Genomic DNA, 18,037 nt, shown 5'->3' on the forward strand with positions numbered 1-18,037 from the left:
GCACTATTGCGATAGGAATTTCAGTATTTCGAAACGAGGTTCTCTGCAGCGAGTCGGCGCCAGGTCTCGGCGGCTGCGGTCTGCGCGGATGACATCATTCGTTTGTCGCGTACGCGGTCGGCCGGACCGAACACCGATAGCGCTGCTGCCTCGGTTCCGCCGATCTTTCCGATAGGCACGGCGACGCAGCTGAAGCCCTTCACACAGCGTTCCGGGTCGTAGGCCAGACGAAGTTCACGCACTCTCGTGAGTTCGGGGCAGTCCACCTCGGTGGGATCGCCGAGAGCCAGCAATGCCTTGCCGATCGTCGACGAAGTTATGGGGAGCCGGTCGCCGACGCGTGACCGAACCAGCGGGACCGCCTCGCCACCGACCTTCTCGAGATAAACCGCCTCGGACCCGTCCCGCACTGCGAGGTGGACGACGCATCCCGTCGTCCGATGCAACTGGCGCAGGCTGGGCAGAGCAGCGCGACGCAGGGCATTCTGCTGTGCAGCCGCCGCGCCGAGCTCGATCATTCGCATTCCCAGCTGGTAGTTCATGCCCTCGCGATACACCCAGCGGAGTGCAACGAGCTGTTCGAGTGCGCGGTGCACCGAGGTGCGCGGGAGCCCGGTGGCCGCGACGATCTGCGACAGATTCAGGCGGTCCGCGCCCTCGAACACGTCGAGGATCACGGCTGCACGCTGCAGAGTTCCCGTAGGTCCCTCCATCCGGCTCTCCCTTCCTCATTCCTGAACATGGTTAACACACCGTCGAGTGCGTAGAGGTGATTCTTCCGCTTACCGGAATCGGAGCTGTCCTTCCTGACGCGAAGTGCGGTGTACTCCGTCCATGCCGAATCCCTCATGTATGACTCCGGGCGCGATGCTGGCGGGTCGTCGAGCTGTCGTGACCGGCGGTGCCGCGGGCATCGGCGCTGCGATCGCGAGGTCGTTCGCCGCCCACGGCGCCGATGTGCTCGTTGCGGACATCGAGCCGGTCGGTTCGCTCGAGTTCGACACCGCGGCGGGCGGGGAGATCACCGCCGTCGAGTGGGATGTGTGTGAGGGATCGTGTCCGCCCGAACTCGTCGAGCACCGGCCGGACGTGCTGGTCAACAACGTCGGCCACTATCTGCAGCCACCGCACGCATTCACCACCAACTCGCCGTCGCTGTGGGACGAGCTGCACGACATCAACTTCGCGCACATCCTGCGACTGACCCATGCGCTACTACCGGGCATGATCGAACGTGGCCACGGGTCGATCATCAACCTGACCACCGTCGAAGCCCACCGTGCGATTCCAGGCCACACCGTGTACTCCGCCTACAACGCTGCGTTGACGCAATTCACCCGCTCGCTGTCGGCCGAGGTCGGCCCAGCCGGCATCCGGGTCAACGCGATCGCCCCGGACCTCATCGAGTCCGTGCAGGTTCCCTACGCGACGCTCGTGCCCGAGGAAGACCTGCCGCTGTGGCCGAACTGGTCGCCGCTCGGCGGTCCCGGGCAGCCCGAGGACGTCGCGGGTGTTGCGCTGTTCCTCGCCTCCGACCTGTCCGGGTTCGTCACCGGAGGCACCATCCACGTCGACGGCGGTACGCATTCGTCCGGTGGATGGGTGCCCCGCAACTCCGGCGGCTGGACCAACCGTCCCCGCAATCCCTGATCCACGATCCGAAAGAGACAGCATCATGAAAATTCTGGTTGTCGGCGGCACCGGCATGATCGGCGCCCACGCCGCACTCGAACTGCGCGAACACGGCGACGACGTCACGGTCGCGGGACGCGGTCCACTTCCCGACGACTCGCTCGTCGCCGATTTTCCGCTGCTGACCGGTGATTACACGGTGCCGACCTTCACCCGCGAACAATTGTCCGGTTTCGAGGCCGTCGTCTTCGCTGCCGGCCAGGATCCGCGACACAAGCCACGCGAGGACGACGACGAGCTGAAATTCTGGGAGACCACACAAAGTGTGGGTGTGCCACGTTTCGCCCAACTAGCGAAGGACGCGGGCGTCGGGCGGTTCGTGCAGGTCGGAAGTTACTACCACCAGGTGCGTCCGGATATCGCCGAGACCAACCTGTATGTCGCGGCACGCAAGGCCGCCGACGAGGGCGCCCGTGCGCTAGCCGACGAGTCGTTCAACGTCTGTACGCTCAATCCGCCGTCGATCCTCGGTGTCGTGCCGGGTGCCTCCACCCGCCGCTACCGGAAGATGGTCTCGTGGGCCGCAGGCAACGAGCCGCAGATTCCCGATTTCGCTCCGCCCGGAGGTACCAACTACCTGTCTGCCCGTTCGCTCGCGCAGGCGATCCGCGGCGCTGTGCATCACGGCGAGTCCGGGAAGGCGTACCTGATCGGCGACGAGAACCTCACCTACCGGAGCTTCTTCCAGATGATGGTCGACGCCGCAGGCGGGAACCGCGAGATCGCGGTGAAGGACGAGTCGCACCCCTTGCTGTCGGACGCCGCGATCGTTCAGGGCCGCGGCAACACGCTGGCGTACGAGCCGGATGCGGACGAGACGGCGCTGCTCGGCTACGACCGCAACGATTGCCGCCGCGCGGTCGAGGAGATGGTTGCTGCGGTCGTCGCTGCCACCCAGTGAGACCGGAGCAGTAAGAGCGGCTTCCGCGACACCAAGAGAGCGTTCGGACCGGCGGGGTGTGATCGACACAGGGGTGGCCCGCGGTGTAGAGGCGATATCGCGAGTGCCGTTGCTGTCCAACATCACCGGTGACCTCGGTAGCCCGAATCCTCCGGGCTGGACCGTGGACATTCCGCTCGAGTTCGATCTCGCGGCCGGTAGATCGGGCTCGCGGTCGCTGCACCGGTGGCTCCGTCGCATGGCAGGATGGTGCCACCATGAACAACGACCTCGACCGCGGAATCGCTGAGGGCGACCTGTGGACCACTTCCCGCGTTGCCCAATTTCTGGGCATCAGTCGCCAGGCAATCAACAAGAGGGTGCGTAATCGGAAGTTGCTCGGCTATCGCGGTAAGGGGACGACACTCTTCCCGGCGTGGCAGTTCGATCCGCAGACCTGCCACCCGCGTCCGGAGGTCGAGGAGTTCCTCGCGGCATTCGCGGACGGGGAGTACGACCCCAAGGTGATCGCGCGCTGGTCGACCACACCTGATCCGGATCGGGGCGTCACGCCGGTGGAGTTACTGAGGGGCGCCGAGACGAGGAAGGTCGCACTCGCGCTGGCGAGGAGTTTTCGGGCAGCCGACAGTGCGGCGTCCGACGAGGAGGAGCACCCGGCACCGGACGATCCGGCGGCGCCGGTGAACCCCGACCCGGAGGAATCAGGGAAAGAATTCGACAAGCCGGTGGCGGGGTGGATCCCCCAACGAGCCGACTCCGCAGGCCCGCGGCATGCAATCCTCATGGCCGCTGCAGACCTCTTCGCTCGCAAGGGCCCGGCGAAAGTCACGCTTCGCGAGGTCGCCGCCGAGGCCGGTGTCACCTACGGCCTGATTCATCGGTTCTTCAAGTCGAAGGAGAACCTCCTCACGAGCGTGATGCAGTTGTTCGTCGAGTACGCCGCAGTGGCCCTCACCGAGGAGGACAACGTCTACGCGGCGATCGACAATTCCTTCGGCGCCAACGTCGATTCGGGCCAATTCGGTCGGATGTTGATGTGGTCGATCTGCGAAGGCGCAACGCCGGAGCGACTGTTCAGAACCGACATCCGATCGCGCGGATATCGCAATCAGGTGGAATCGCTGTGGAGAAATCCGGTGCCTCCACCCGCGCGCACTGATTTCGACTCTCGGGTCGTCGCTGCATTGATCGCCTTGATCGGCGCGACATGGGATCCGTACGAGCCCTATCTGACAACTCTCGCCGACAATTCGGACCGTACTCCCGAGGAAGTGCGGCAGGAGGTCACCGACATCCTCAAGGTACTCGCGTACGCGACACGTCCGCATGAATAGCATCTTCGATGCTATGACTTGCAGGTGTTTTCGCTGTGGTCCCGTGGGCTGAGGTGCGGCACGAGTTTTCGCGTCGCCCCTCGGCCGGACAGCCTGTCCGGCCGAGGGGCGACGGGGGTGTTCATCTGTTGATTCAGCGCTGACGTTCGGCGTAGAGGGCATCGCAGTGCTTTTTCAGGGCCACCGCTGTCTCGTCGAACGCGCGTAGGACCCAGGCGCCGGTGTCTTCCATGATCTGGTGTGCTTCTTCTCCGAGGAAGGCGTCGGTGGAGTAGTAGCGACAACGGTTCTCGTCGATCTGCTCGATGACCTGGTCGCGCCGGGCAGCCTGCCGGGACTCTGTGGTGGGGAGCAATTCCCATGACAACAGCCGCTCTGGCACGACGGCGCAGACGTATTCGACCCACGGGAACGGTTCTGTCCCGCCTGAGTAGTCGGTGAGCAACATCTCGATGGGAGCGCCGATTTCCAGGGTCGATTTCGCGGAGATGCAGAACGGGTTCCAGTCGGGATAGCGTTCGAGATCGACGAGTACTTGCCAGACCAGGGTTGCGGGTGCATCGATCTCGACCGTCACGGAGCGCACGGTGGTGGCCGGATCGTATTCAGGGATGGTCAATTCGGACATATGAACTCCAAGGTGGGATTGGGTCGGTGCACCTCGTGCGGGTGCGGCGACATGGATGTACGGGTTCGTTGCAGGGGAGGTGGGATCACACGCCGGCCGGGACATACCTGGGATAATCGACGTAACCTGCTGTGCCACCGCCGTAATAGGAGTCCCGGTCGGGTGGTGTCAGAGGCCATCCGTAGCGTATGCGATCGACCAGGTCGGGGTTGGAGATGAAGGGTTGCCCGAATGCGGTGAGATCGATCAGGTTCTTATCAATCAGGTCGTCCGCCAGTTCTCGGGTCATGCCGCCGGCAAGGATGATCGTTCCCGGGAACTCGGCGCGGAATCCGGTGAGAGTATCGACATCGATGACGCGACTTCCTGCGGGAAGCTGATCGACGAGGTGCACATAGGCGATCTCGCGCCGGGACAGTTCGGATGCCAGGTGCAGGTAAGTGTCGATGGCCTCGGGGTAGGAGGGCATGTCGAACAGCTCACTGAAAGGTGACAACCGGATACCGACGTGGCTGGAGCCGATCTTGTCGCTCACACAATCGACAGTTTCGAGGAGGAGACGCGCACGATTCCGGATCGATCCGCCGTACCGATCGGTTCTCGTGTTGGTCGAGGGATTGAGGAACTGCTCGAACAGGTACCCGTTGGCACCGTGCAGTTCGATACCGTCGAAGCCTGCGTCGTCCGCATTCGCTGCCGCGGCCGAGAAGTCGAGAATCACTCGGTCCACTTCTTGTGTGGACAGTGGCCGAGGGGCGCTCACATCGACGAATCCGACGGTGCCGTCGTCGTTGAAGGCGAAGGTCTTGCCGCCGTCGGCCGGTACCGAGCTGGCTCCGACGGGCTGTTGCCTACCGGGCTGGAGCGACCTGTGTGAGAGTCGGCCTACATGCCAGAGCTGGGAGAAGATGCGGCCACCCTCGATGTGGACGGCATCCGTCACTGTACGCCAGCCGGCAACCTGCACGTCGGACCAGATTCCGGGAACGTACGCATATCCCTGCGCTTCCGGGGAGATCGGCGTGCCCTCGGTGACGATCAGACCGGCCGTCGCGCGCTGGCGGTAGTACTCCGCAGTGTGTGGGCCTGCGACGGTGTCGACGCTGCGGGCACGGGTCATCGGAGCCATCACCATGCGGTTACCGAGCGTGATATCACCGAGTTGGTACGTGTCGAACAACAGAGTCATCGATATCTCCTTGGGAGGTTGATTCGAAGGCACTACGAAAGTTGCCCACCGTGACGCCCTCGAGGCTCCGAGGGCACAGGACGGGTTGTTCGGAAGCGATACTGCTTTGACGGGGGTACGTCTGGACCATCGGCGTCAGGCTGTCTTCGGTGAGGCCGGACTATGCTCCGAGGAGTTCGTGTCGAGCGACTCTGTCTCGCCGGTAAGCAGCGCAGCTTCCGGTGCTGCACTGGTATTGCTGTTGGGCATCGTGACGATCACGATGATCCCAAGCAGGGCTGCCGCGGCGACCACACCCGACGAGGCGTATGCGTTCCCGGTCATCTCGGTGAACTTCGCCGCCAGGTAGGGACCGAAACCGCCGCCGAACGCCGAGCCGAGACCGAATCCGATTGCGGCGCCGGTGTAGCGAACCGCCGCCGGAAATGCGGAGGTGAGTGTTGCGTACACGGGGACCGCCGCGGCGCCGGCCATGCCGACGAGGAGCATGTGACCGAGTGCGGTGACGACCAGGAGCCCGTCGGTTGCTTTGATGAAATACATGATCGGGAACATCGCCACCAGGAGGATGCCCAGCGCCAGCACCAGGGTGACTCTGCGACCACTTCTGTCGATGAGGAATCCGGCGCCGAAGCTGATGGCGATGGCGAAGGCCGACCCGGCGGTGGCCAGCCATGCGGTGGCGCCTGGGGTCATACCGACCTCTTGTTGCAGGAACAGCGGCATGTACGCCGGAACGACGTAGCCGATCGCGAGAACCGAGGTGCTGATTGCGATTACACGCAGCAGTGTCACTGGGTATCGCGTGATGACCGAACGCAGCGGGGCGGCCTGTACTTTGTGTTTGTCGGCGAGGCCCTTGAATTCAGGTGATTCCTCCAACCGGGTGCGCAGGTACAGCACGTACAGCATCAGCGGCAGCGACATGAGGAGGGGAACACGCCAGCCCCAGCTGGACATCACGTCTTCCGAAGACAAGGAAGTGGTGACGGCCACGACCAGCGGTGCCACCGCGGCGCCGAATGCGAATCCCACCGGGGTCATTGCGCTCAGGATGCCGTAGTTCTTGGCGGATGCGTGCTCGGTGACGAAGGTGGCCGAGCCCATCTGTTCACCCCCGGCGAAGAATCCTTGGAGCAGGCGCGTGAGAACGAGCAGAGCCGGGGCCAGGATCCCGACGGTGGAGTGTGTCGGCAACAGCCCCATCAGGATGGTGGCGCCGCCCATGCCTGAGATGGTGAGGATCAGAGTGAATCGACGACCGTAACGGTCACCGATTCGGCCGAAGACGATGCCTCCGATCGGGCGCGCAAGGAATCCGGTGCCGAGAACCGCGAGTGAACTCAGAATGCCGGTTGCGGGATCGTCGCTGGGAAAGAACTTGGGGGACAGGTATGCGATCAGGAACGTGAAAACCATGAAGTCGTATGCCTCGACGGCGGTTCCGAAGAAGCCGGCGAGCGATGCCCTACGTACCAGCGTCGGTGAAGCCGTGATCTCGGGAGAACTCATTGTGATCCTGTTCGACGTGACATTCGATGTGATTACCGAGAGAAGCTGACCTGACTTTGCGCATCCGGTGCCGTTTCTTCTCCGTACCTCCTGGGTGTGAAGTCGCCGACGAAGTACAGAAGCTGCTCTACGGCAAGAGTTTTGCCGGATCGCTGCCCGTCCCGAAGGAGGGCGTGGACGTGAGGCCCCGTTCGAACTCCCTCGGGCGACGCACGATCGTGCCCCCTCAGATCACCACGACGGCACCGTAGTGATGATCGTCACTGTAGCCAGTGGCCATGCCCGCGTCAACAGGGGGTGGGTGGATGGATGATTCGCCCCCGTCGGCCCGGAGGGGAGAGTGGCCCCGGCTATCGGGTCGCCCCGAAGAGAGCGTGAATCTTCTTGCTCCTGAGCCTGATAGGGTCCCTGCAGTATGGGAGAGCTCTCGAAATTCCTTGTGTCAGTCGATGACGTCTGGACCACACCGCAGGTGGCGGAGTTCTTGGCTATCAGTCGTCAGGCGATCAACAAGCGGATCCACAACCGGAAGATGCTCGGATATCCCGGTGGCGGAACAACACTGTTCCCGGTCTGGCAGTTCGACTTGGACAAGCATCGCGTTCGTCCGGAAGCCCTCGAGTTCCTGGCCCAGTTCGATGAAGACACTGCGATGCTTGCCATTGCGCAGTGGTCGACCACCAGAATCACCGGCACCGATCGGACACCGGCCGAACTGTTGCTGAGCTCGGATTCCAAGGACGAAGCGCTCCGCATGGCCGGCGAGTATGCGGCCCGCACAGAGGAGAATCCTTCCTCGGTTGTCGGAAAGACTGCGCGACGTACGGGTACGGAGATCGCGGAGTGGGTGCCGACCCAAGCGGGTTCGACCGGTCCGCAACAGGCAATTCTTCTCGCCGCTGCGGACCTCTTTGCACGTAGGGGCCCCGCCAAAGTGACGCTACGGGAGATCGCCAGTGCTGCCGGCGTGACCTACGGGCTGATCCACCGGTTCTATCGAACGAAGGAGAACCTGCTGGTAGCGGTAATGGAACTGCTCGTCACCTATGGCGGCGAGCGGCTGTCGGGTGAAGAAGACGCTTACGCTGCGATCGAGAACTCGTTCGGCGCCGATATCGACGCCGGTCAGTTCGGCCGAATGCTCACGTGGTCGATCTTCGAGGGAACCCGACCGGATCGTCTGCTCGGCGGCGTCCGTTCGCGAGGCTATCGATCGCAGATCGATACCTTGTGGGAGGATCCGGTCGAGCCCCGAGTGCATACCGAGTTCGATTCGCGAGTGCTGGCCTCGTTGATCGCCCTCGTGGGCGCCGTGTGGGATCTGTACGAGCCGTATCTCACTGTGCTCGGCGACTATCCGGACCGCAGCCGAGAAGGCGTCCGCAAGGAAGTCGCCGACATGCTCAAGGTCCTGATCTACGCAACACGGCCGAACGGATAGTCCCTCAACGCAATGGAGAAACCGAACGATGCGGAGCGCCGGTATAGGCCCTCCGCATCGTTCGGCGGGAAAGCTGATGTCAGGACGGCATCAGCAGGACTCCGCGGTCGAGCTTGCCGTTCCGGGCGTCGTCCATGAGCGACTGGAAGTCTTCCAGCTCGTAGGTCTGGGTGACGAGCTCGTCGAGCAGAAGCCGGCCGGATCGGTACAGGTCGAGGTATTTGGGAATGTCCGCGCCCGGTCGCGACGAACCGTAGCGGCAGCCGAGCACGGAGCGATCCATGTAGAAGGTGCCGGCCGGGACCGACAGTTTGGCCTCGGGTCCGGCGACGCCGAGCATGATCAACTGGCCGCCCCAGTCGAGCATGTCCATGGCCTGGCTGGTGATTGCCTCACCGCCGACGCAGTCGAAGACGTGACGGGCTCCGCCGTCGGTGAGTTCGCGGACAGCTGCGACGGTGTCGCCTGCGGTCGCATCGATGAAGTGGCCGGCGCCGAAGAGGCGCGTCTTCGGCTCCTTACCGGGGTTGGTGTCGATGGCGATGATTGTCGCTGCGCCCGCGACTCGGGCAGCCTGAATCACGTTCAGGCCGATGCCGCCGGCGCCGATGACGACCACCGAGTCGCCGGGGGCGACCCGGGCTCGGTTCAGCACCGCTCCGGCGCCGGTCAATACTCCGCAACCGACCAGGCACGCACTCGACAGCGGGATATCCTTCGGGATCGACACCGCCTGCCCTGCCTTGACGACGATTCGCTCGCTGAAGGTCGAGAGCGTTGCGAAGCTGTGGAGTGGGGTTCCGTCGAGTTCGAACGGCGTGGCCGTCTTCCCGAACGACTCACGGCACATCGTGGGGTGTCCGGAAGTGCACGAGGCACATTGACCGCACGTCGCGAGCGTTGACAACACCACGTGGTCGCCGACAGCAGGCATGGTGACGCCCGGTCCGACGGCCTCGACGATGCCTGCACCCTCGTGCCCGAGGATAACCGGGACCGGGAATGGGATTTTCCCGTTGATCACACTCAGATCGCTCTGGCACAGGCCGCTCGCGACGATGCGGACCTGGACTTCGCCGGGTCCGGGGTCGCGGACGGTGACTCCGTCAACCAGTTTGTTGACGGTGCCGTCGAAGACGATTGCTTTCATCCTGTGACCTCGCTGTTCTGTGCCTGTGCTCACTCCGCGCTGTGCGTTGGCGCAGCCGGGCGACGACTGTAGATGTTGATGGGGATGAGGAAAACCAGGACAGCGCTGAGGCTTCCGGTTCAACGCGGCTGATGCTATGGGCGGACGGTTCTGCAGTCAAGCTTCTTCGGCCCCCGTCGAGCTCGCCCGGTAGCTGTGTTGTCGCAGGCGGGAAAGTTGGCTCGCAGCTGAGCTGTGGCTTGCCTCTCGAAAGCCTGTGACCTCGGTTTATTCAACCTTACAGCGGGTGTGTTGACGCATACGTAGCCAATGGCTACAGTGATGGCAGTCACGACGCGCCGTGGAGACGATCTGCGACCGCAGCTCACGGATTGCCGGACATGCTTCGGCGACGTGTTGCGTCGACGCACCCTCGGGAACCTGAGGAGCGTGAAAGTGCTTGTTGTAGAGCGAAATTAATGAACTCGACGAAGATGCTTCTGTAGCAATGGTTCAGGAGGATGAAGTGTCACCCATGGCGTTATCGATGAAACCCACAGGATGGTTTCAGATCGGCTGGTCGTCCGACCTCGCTGCCGGTGAGGTCAAGCCGATGCGGTACTTCGGCCAGGAGCTGGTCGCCTATCGCACCGGGAACGGCCGGCTGGTGGTTCTGAACGCATACTGCGAGCACCTCGGCGCACACCTGGGATACGGCGGCTCGGTGGTCGGTGACGACATCGCTTGCCCTTTCCACGGCTGGCAGTGGAGCCCGGAAGGCCGCAATACCTGCATTCCGTACCAGAAAGCGACGAACCGGGTCCGCAAGATCGGCACCTGGCCCACCGTCGAGCGCGACGGAATCATGTACATCTGGCACGACGTGGAAGGCGGAGAGCCACTCTACGACGTACCCAGCGTCTTCGACATGTTTCCCGGGTCCGGTTCGTCGAACGACTACCACGAACTGGGGGAAAGCGGTCGCCTCGAAACTGCCGAGCTGCCGATCCATCCGCAGTATGCGGCCGAGAACGGCGTCGACTTCGCGCACTTCAAGTACGTCCACCGCGCCGACGAGGTCCCGACTGTCGTCAACCGCGAGTTCGGTGAGTACGACTTCGCCACTGAACTCGCCTTGAACTTCAAACGTCGTGGTAGCGACGGCACGATCGAAGATGTCAAAGGACGCACCCGAGCATTGCTCCTGGGTGTGGGACTTGGCTTCTCGCACGCAGACGGGGTCGGCTCGATCTGCTCGTTGTCGGCAGTGACCCCGGTCGACGATGAGCGCTCAATTCTCCGGTTCTCGGCCTGGGCGAGCAAGGAACCCGGTGAGGACGACACCCGCGTGGCCAAGCGGCAGCGAAGCGCTGTGGGGCAGGTCAAGGCAGACATCGCGATCTGGGAACACCAGCGCTACACGGAACCGCCGGGATTGGCTACTGCCGAGGCTGCCGGCTTCCGCGACATCCGAAAGTGGGCTCGTCGCTTCTACCCCGAGGGTGACCTCGGAAGCGGCGCTGCCGAGCAGACTGCAGGCACCGATGAACTCCGGGCGGAAAGCACATCATGAGACCGACACTGGCACACGAACACGAGGCATGGCGGGCAGAGATCCGCGAGTTTCTCGACGCAGAACTGCCGGCGAAACACGCCTTCAACCCGGAATTCGACGACGCGCCGGAGCAGTGGGCGATTGCCGTCGAATTCAGCAAGAAGGTGGCGGCCAGGGGCTGGATCGGATTGACCTGGCCGAAAGAGTACGGCGGTAAGGGGCTCGCCCCGATCGCGAACCAGATTCTGCTCGAAGAGCTGTACGCGGCCGATGCGCCGATGATCAACTCGGTCGGCATCTTCCTCGCTGCGGGAACCATCTTGGTCGGTGGCACAGAGGAACAGAAGAAGCGACTGCTACCGGATATCGCGAATATGCGGACCCTGTGGGCAGAGGGTCTCACCGAGCCCGAGGCCGGGTCCGACCTCGGTTCTCTGAAGACCAAAGCGGTCCGCGACGGTGACGAGTGGGTCATCACCGGAGAGAAGGCCTTCACGTCCTGGGGGCCGATGTCGGATGTTCTGTATGTGGCTGCACGGACCGCGACGGACCCCGCTGCGCGCGATGCGATCAGCATCTTCGTGGTGGATCTACGGAGTCCGGGCGTCACCTTGCATCCGATGCGGAACTACGGTGGCGGAGTGCAGTCGAGCACCTTCCTCGACCACGTGCGCGTGCCCGCATCTTCGTTGATCGGTGAAGAAGGTAAGGGCTGGCAGTACATCATGCGTGCCTTCTACGCTTCCGGGACCGTCGAGCCGATCTATGCGATGCAGGAGACTCGCCTGCGGGAGCTGATCGCACACTGCAAGGCGATCCCCGGCAAGCTGGACGATCCGCATGTGCAGGCCGACCTGGCCGAGCTGGCCGAGATGATCCAGACGCAGCGCCTGCTCGCCTACGAGATCATCGGCGACAACGCCCACGGTCGGCAGACCCCTTGGGGTGGCGGCGTCCAGCAGGTCGCAGCCAAGGAGTTCGAGCCGCTGTTCGCGCAGATCTACGACCGGGTGCTCGGCCCGACCAGCCAACTGCGGTCGGAGTCGTTGTATGCCCCACTCAACGGAAAACCCGAGGCATGGTATCGGCAATCGTTCGCGAACCATGCCGGTGGAACGTCCCAACTCAAGCGGATGGTGCTCGCGACGCGGGGCCTAGGCCTGCCGCGATAGGAGCAGATGATGGATTTGGCATGGGGCGAGGACTTTACCGCTCTCGCAGATGTAAGCAAGTCGGTGTTCGCACGATACTCACCGCTGGAAGAACGAACGAACTCGGTTCCGTTCGGCGAGCAGATCGCGCAGTTCGCCGAGCTCGGCTGGTTGCAGCTGTCGGATCCCGTCGCCGCTGACGCCGACAGCCCGTCACTCGGAACGATTGCGGCAGTGTTCGTGGAAATGGGCCGCGCACTGGCTGATACGCCGTTGCTCGACTTGACGATTGCCCGCGACATGGCGCTGCTGATCGGTACCGAGAGGTCGACGGAAGTCGCCGAACGCATCGGTAGTGGTGGGGCCGTGGTGATCCCGGTCTTTCCGTCCACCGACTGGGGCTCGGCTGTCTCGTATTCGAACGGATCGCTGAACGGAGTTGCGCTGGCCATCGGCCATGCCGACCACGCCGACAGCTTCCTTGTCCACACGGCCGGTGACAACGGTGTTGTCGCTCTGGTGGATTCGAGCTCCTCGATCGGTATCGAAACGATGCCGAACATGGGCGGCCACTCGATGTTCGCGGTGACTTTCGACAATGTGCCGGTGGCCGAAGCCGATGTGCTGGCGGGTGGCGACGATGCCCACCGTGCCGCTCTGCTGGCCGGGCAGCGTGGCGCCGTGCTGCGCGCTGCTCAGGTCTACGGTGCGGGGATGCGGCTGCTGGATATGACGGTGTCGTATGCGCAGCAGCGGCGTCAATTCGGCGGTCCGATCGGCAGATTCCAGGCGGTCCAGTACCTGTGCACCGACATCGCGATCGCAGCACACCTCACCTCGGCGCATGTGCGCTCGGTGGTCGCTGCCATCGAATCGGGTGACGATCCTCAGCCGCACCTCGGCCTGATGTGTAAGCAGGCCGCGAAGACTGCGCTGCAGATGGTCCATTGCGCACACGAGGTCCACGCGGGCATCGGATACATGGTCGAGTCGAACGTGCACCTGTTCACCGATGCGGCCAAGCGCTGGCAGTACGACTTCGGCAACGCTGCCGAGAACAACGCCTCGATCGCCTCGGCGATCACACGGATCTACGAAGGAGCGTGACGATGCCGCTGATCGATTACGAGGTCGAGGACGCCGTCGCGGTCATCACCCTGAACCGTCCGGAGAAGCACAACGCGCAGAACGAGCCGATGCTCGAGGAACTCGATGCTGCCTGGCGTGCCGCGGCAACGGATGATGCGGTCAAGGTCATCGTCGTGCGAGCCAACGGTGACAATTTCTCGGCGGGACACGATCTGAAGTCGACGACATCCGGCTATGAACAGTCGGAAGTCAAGAGCCAGCTCGAGAACGCGTACGGATGGGAGACCGAGTACTACCTCGGTTTCTCCCGTCGCTGGCGTGACGTGCCCAAGCCGTCGATAGCATCGGTCAAGGGCGCCTGCATCGCCGGCGCGCTGAACGTCATCTGGCCGTGCGACCTCATCGTGGCTGCCGACAACACGTTCTTCAGTGACCCGGTCGCCAAGTACGGGATCGGCGGAGTCGAGTATCACGCGCACACATGGGAACTCGGCGCTCGCAGAGCGAAAGAGATGCTTTTCACCGCGCGCAGCTTCTCCGCTGAGGAAGCCTTCGCGGCCGGCATGGTCAACCGTGTCGTCCCAGTCGACGAACTCGAATCCGAGACGATGAATCTCGCTCGCGAGATCGCACAGATGGACGCCTGGGCACTGCGGCAGGGCAAGCGCGCCGTGAACCAGACACTGGACATCATGGGTCAGCAGGCGGCGCTTCAGTCGGCGTTCGACATGCATTGGCTCGGTCACGCGAACTCGATGCTGACCACCGGATACCCGCTGCTCACCGCCGCTCCACTGCCGGCCGAGTCGAAGAAGGACCGGACGTGAACACCATCGATCGAATCAGCGATGCCAGGTCGATCTGGGCGTTGCTCACCTGCCGGGCCGAGGCGACCCCCGACGCGACTGCTCTGATCGACGAGCACGGGCGGCGCGAGACGTTCGCCGGTGTGCACGCGGCTGCGGAACGGACTGCGGCCGGCCTGCTCGCACAGGGGATCGGTCCGGGCACTGTCGTCAGCTGGCAGCTTCCCACGAGCATCGACGCGGTCGTTCTGAGCCTGGCACTCTGTCGGGTCGGTGCTGTGCAGAACCCGATCATTCCGCTCTACCGTGTACGCGAGGTCACGGCCATGGTGGAGCAGTGTGCGTCGCAGTGGTTCGTCACCGTTGGTGAATTCCGTGGATTCGATCATGGGCGGATGGCCGAGGAGGTTCGCGCAGCAGTGTCCGCACCGCTGCGGGTCCTCGTGCTTGCCGACGGGCTGCCCGAGGGAGATCCGGCGACTCTGGATCCTGTTGTGTCCGGTGCAGACGAGGTGCGCTGGATCTACACCACCTCCGGAACCACCTCTGCCCCGAAGGGCGTCTGCCACACCGACGGCACACTCGTGGCCGGTGGCCTCGGGATGGCGCATGCCCTCGACGTGACGCAGACCGACATCGGAACGATTCTGTTCCCGTACGCGCACATCGGTGGACCCGACATGCTGATCGCATCGCTGTCGAGCGGTATGGCGTTGGTCCTGATGGAGATATACGAGCCGGTCGCTGCGGTCGAGTTGATGCGCCGGCACCGCGTCACCCTCACGGGTGGCTCGACCCCCCACTACTCGTTGCTGCTTCAGCAGCAACGGAAGACGCCGGGCGTGCCGGTCGTTCCGACGTTGCGGATGCTCGCCGGTGGTGGCGCACCGATGCCGGAGAAGCTGTTCCGTGAGTTTCTCGACGAGGTCGGCGTGCCCATCCTGCATGGATACGGAATGACGGAGTCTCCGATGATCGCGTCGGCCCGCCCCAGCGACACCATCGACCAGCTGGCAACGACATCCGGTCGTCCGGTGCAAGACTGCGAGATTCAGATCCGGTCCGAATCAGACGAGGTACTTCCCGACGGTACCCCGGGGCGAGTGTGGCTACGCGGGCCGATCCTGTTCAAGCATTACCTCTCCGACGGTATCGCCCATCGACCGTTCGACGCCGATGGCTGGTTTTTCACCGGTGACATCGGCATGCTCGGACCGGAGGGCCACCTCACCCTTGTCGGTCGCGAGAAGGACCTCATCATCCGTAAGGGCGAATCCATCAGCCCGTCCGAGATCGAGGACGTCATCGGCAAGCATCCTGCTGTCGAGGATGTCGCCGTCATCGGGCTTCCGGACGAGATCCGGGGGGAACGCATCTGCGCGGTCGTGCAACTCACCGACCAGGAGAAGCGCATAGAGCTCGACGAACTGCGGGAATACTGCAGGAATTCGGGTATCTCGCCTGCGAAGTTCCCCGAGCAGCTCGAGTTCATCGGTGAGCTGCCGAAGACCCCGACCATGAAGATCCGCAAGCAGAACCTGCGTGAACGCATTCTCGATCGCCAGGTCGTCGCGCAGAGCGGTGCCTGACGTCCGTCCTCGCGGTAGTCGAAGGCAGCGTGGACGATCCGTCCGAAGAACCCGAGTGACGACGATGCGTTCATGCCCAGAGCATGCACAGGAGTGCAAATGAACCCCCAGATACCGGACCGTTCGTTCGTGGAACGCGCGGTCGCCGATGCAGACGTGAATGTTCTCCGGATGGCTCTGTTCCAGGCGACCCGCGATGCGGACATCGCCGCTGTGCGTGCCGAGCGGGTCGCGGGCGCTGTCGCGGACAGCGTGGAGTTCTCCACGGAGGACACGGCACTGATCCGTTCGAAAGCAGTCGAGTACTTGATGTCCGGCGACACTGCCGACGTCGACACGGTGCTGTCGACCGAGGAGATCGACGATCTCATCCTCATGGCGGAGGCTCGTGCTCTCGCGCCCGACAAACTCGTGATGCGGCGCCGGATCCTATCCTTGCCGGAGTGGCCCTTCCAGCGTGAGCGGCCGGAGACCGTATCGGTGCCCGACGGCTATTCGGTGGCGATCATCGGGGCAGGGTTCTCCGGGATCGCGATGGGTGTCCAGTTGGCTCGACTCGGTATTCCGTTCACCATCTACGAGCGGCGTTCGGAGATCGGGGGAGTGTGGAGTATCAATACTTATCCCGACGTCCGTGTGGACACGCTCAGCGCGTCGTATGAGTACTCCTTCGAGAAGAAGTATCCGTGGTCCGAGTATTTCGCACGCCAATCCGAGGTGCGTGAGTATCTCGATCACGTGGCACGCAAGTACGGCGTGTTCGAACACATGGTGTTCGACGCCGACGTGACCTCGGCGAAGTTCGACGACGCGGCGAAGACCTGGACACTCACGGTGGCGTCGGCCGATCGGACGCCGTCCACCGTCGTGGCCAACGTCGTGGTCGCTGCCAGTGGCCTGTTCGCGACGCCGCGTGAGCTGCCCATCGAGGGTGTTGCCGGGTACTCCGGCCAAATCGTGCATACCACGGAATGGAACGACTCGGTCGAGTACGCGGGGAAGAACGTCGCCATCATCGGCAATGGCTCCACCGGTGTCCAGTTGTTGTCGAAGGTCGCGAGTGAGGCTGCCTCGGTGAGCGTGTACCAGCGCACACCGCAATGGATTTCGCCGCGTGCGAAGTACGGAGAAGCGATCTCCGAAGAGTTGCAGTGGCTCTTCCAGACGATGCCGTTCTACTGGAATTGGAACAAGTACGTCGCAGGTCTCGCGAACAACGATCTCCGAGAGTTGCTCATCGCGGATGAGCAGTGGATTGCCGACGGCGGGGTGGTGAACAAGCGTAACGATGCGATGCGGGAGATGTTGCTCGGGTATATCCGTGCCCAGGTGAACGGCCGTGAGGACCTGATCGAGAAACTGGTTCCGGATTATCCTCCGATGACTCGCCGTCCGGTGGTGGACAATCAGTGGTATGCGTCGCTGACCAGGGATAACGTCGAGTTGGTGACAACGCCGATCGAGCGGCTCACCGAGACTGCCGTGGAGACGTCCGACGGAGTTGCGCGTGAGGCGGACCTGATCATCGCAGCGGTCGGATTTCAGACGGAGAAGTTCCTGTGGCCGACCGAGTACATCGGCGAGGGCGGGGTGAGTCTCGAGCAGGTATGGAACGTTCAGGGTGCTCAGGCTCACTTGGGTATGAGTGTGCCGGGATTTCCGAATATGTTCATGCTCTACGGCCCCAACTCGCAGCCGGTCGCCAGTGGTGCCGGATTGCCGATTTGGTTGGAGACATGGTGTGCGTACATCGCCGACGGGATCTTGGAGATGCTCGAGAAGGGCTATGACTCCGTCAGTGTCCGGCGTGAGGCGTTTGAGCACTACAACGAGCAGTTGCACAAGGAAGCCGGTCGACTGATCTACCTTTCGCAGACGAGTGCGACGGAGAAGAACTACTACGTCAACAAGTGGGGTCGTATGCAGGTGAGTGCTCCGTGGGACGGCGAAGAGTACTTTGCGATGTGCGTGCATCCGCGGCTGAGTGATTTCGAGTTCCAGCACGCGAAGACGAAGTAGGA

At 63.2% G+C, this 18,037-nt stretch carries 15 protein-coding genes; 10 read left to right on the top strand and 5 right to left on the bottom strand.

The window, feature by feature from the left end:
• Window positions 1-20: 20 nt before the first annotated feature.
• Complete coding sequence (locus HCA61_RS18135) at window positions 21-713, bottom strand: IclR family transcriptional regulator (protein ID WP_169689576.1); 693 nt, start codon at window positions 711-713, stop codon at window positions 21-23.
• 121 nt (window positions 714-834) lie between these two features.
• Here HCA61_RS18135 and HCA61_RS18140 point away from each other — a divergent pair, with 121 nt between their 5' ends.
• The 3 genes from HCA61_RS18140 (at window position 835) to HCA61_RS18150 (ending at window position 3,927) form a co-directional block, all read left to right on the top strand.
• Window positions 835-1,650, top strand: a complete 816-nt coding sequence (locus HCA61_RS18140; protein WP_169689577.1) for an SDR family oxidoreductase — start codon at window positions 835-837, stop codon at window positions 1,648-1,650.
• A gap of 25 nt (window positions 1,651-1,675) precedes the next feature.
• Entirely contained in the window at window positions 1,676-2,593 is a 918-nt protein-coding gene (locus HCA61_RS18145) for an NAD(P)-dependent oxidoreductase (protein WP_169689578.1), read from the top strand.
• A gap of 257 nt (window positions 2,594-2,850) precedes the next feature.
• Window positions 2,851-3,927, top strand: a complete 1,077-nt coding sequence (locus HCA61_RS18150) for a TetR/AcrR family transcriptional regulator (RefSeq protein WP_169689579.1) — start codon at window positions 2,851-2,853, stop codon at window positions 3,925-3,927.
• Window positions 3,928-4,060: 133 nt separating this feature from the next.
• On the opposite strand, the gene HCA61_RS18155 is transcribed toward HCA61_RS18150, so the two are convergent.
• The 3 genes from HCA61_RS18155 to HCA61_RS18165 form a co-directional block, all read right to left on the bottom strand.
• On the bottom strand, window positions 4,061-4,555 hold the full coding sequence (locus HCA61_RS18155; RefSeq protein ID WP_169689580.1) for an SRPBCC domain-containing protein: 495 nt from the start codon (window positions 4,553-4,555) through the stop codon (window positions 4,061-4,063).
• An 85-nt stretch (window positions 4,556-4,640) separates the two neighbouring features.
• The gene (locus tag HCA61_RS18160; protein ID WP_169689581.1) at window positions 4,641-5,744 is read right to left on the bottom strand and encodes an alkene reductase; all 1,104 of its coding nucleotides are present in this window, start codon (window positions 5,742-5,744) and stop codon (window positions 4,641-4,643) included.
• 135 nt (window positions 5,745-5,879) lie between these two features.
• Window positions 5,880-7,256: an MFS transporter gene (locus HCA61_RS18165; RefSeq protein ID WP_169689582.1), complete on the bottom strand. Its 1,377-nt coding sequence runs from the start codon at window positions 7,254-7,256 to the stop codon at window positions 5,880-5,882.
• A 484-nt stretch (window positions 7,257-7,740) separates the two neighbouring features.
• Between HCA61_RS18165 and HCA61_RS18170 the strand changes: the two genes are divergently transcribed.
• Window positions 7,741-8,697: a TetR/AcrR family transcriptional regulator gene (locus HCA61_RS18170; protein ID WP_169689583.1), complete on the top strand. Its 957-nt coding sequence runs from the start codon at window positions 7,741-7,743 to the stop codon at window positions 8,695-8,697.
• Between the two features lie 79 nt (window positions 8,698-8,776).
• Here HCA61_RS18170 and HCA61_RS18175 read toward each other — a convergent pair whose 3' ends face one another.
• Complete coding sequence (locus HCA61_RS18175; protein WP_169689584.1) at window positions 8,777-9,847, bottom strand: Zn-dependent alcohol dehydrogenase; 1,071 nt, start codon at window positions 9,845-9,847, stop codon at window positions 8,777-8,779.
• A gap of 526 nt (window positions 9,848-10,373) precedes the next feature.
• On the opposite strand from HCA61_RS18175, the gene HCA61_RS18180 reads away from it, so the two are divergent.
• The 6 genes from HCA61_RS18180 (at window position 10,374) to HCA61_RS18205 (ending at window position 18,035) form a co-directional block, all read left to right on the top strand.
• Window positions 10,374-11,399, top strand: a complete 1,026-nt coding sequence (locus tag HCA61_RS18180; RefSeq protein ID WP_240959760.1) for a Rieske 2Fe-2S domain-containing protein — start codon at window positions 10,374-10,376, stop codon at window positions 11,397-11,399.
• Window positions 11,396-12,553 (top strand): acyl-CoA dehydrogenase family protein, encoded by a 1,158-nt coding sequence (locus HCA61_RS18185; RefSeq protein ID WP_169689586.1) that lies wholly within the window; start codon window positions 11,396-11,398, stop codon window positions 12,551-12,553. The genes HCA61_RS18180 and HCA61_RS18185 overlap by 4 nt, the downstream gene beginning before the upstream one ends.
• A 9-nt stretch (window positions 12,554-12,562) precedes the next feature.
• Window positions 12,563-13,639, top strand: a complete 1,077-nt coding sequence (locus HCA61_RS18190) for an acyl-CoA dehydrogenase family protein (RefSeq protein WP_206040248.1) — start codon at window positions 12,563-12,565, stop codon at window positions 13,637-13,639.
• A gap of 2 nt (window positions 13,640-13,641) precedes the next feature.
• The gene (locus HCA61_RS18195; protein WP_169689588.1) at window positions 13,642-14,448 is read left to right on the top strand and encodes an enoyl-CoA hydratase; all 807 of its coding nucleotides are present in this window, start codon (window positions 13,642-13,644) and stop codon (window positions 14,446-14,448) included.
• Window positions 14,445-16,016 (top strand): AMP-binding protein, encoded by a 1,572-nt coding sequence (locus HCA61_RS18200; protein ID WP_169689589.1) that lies wholly within the window; start codon window positions 14,445-14,447, stop codon window positions 16,014-16,016. Before HCA61_RS18195 ends, HCA61_RS18200 begins: the two co-directional genes overlap by 4 nt.
• Before the next feature lie 99 nt (window positions 16,017-16,115).
• Window positions 16,116-18,035, top strand: coding sequence for an NAD(P)/FAD-dependent oxidoreductase (locus HCA61_RS18205; RefSeq protein WP_169689590.1), 1,920 nt, complete (start codon window positions 16,116-16,118; stop codon window positions 18,033-18,035).
• Window positions 18,036-18,037 lie beyond the last annotated feature (2 nt).

Origin of the sequence: Rhodococcus sp. HNM0563 (genome assembly GCF_012726195.1) — a bacterium.
In the GTDB taxonomy this organism is placed as follows: domain Bacteria; phylum Actinomycetota; class Actinomycetes; order Mycobacteriales; family Mycobacteriaceae; genus Rhodococcus.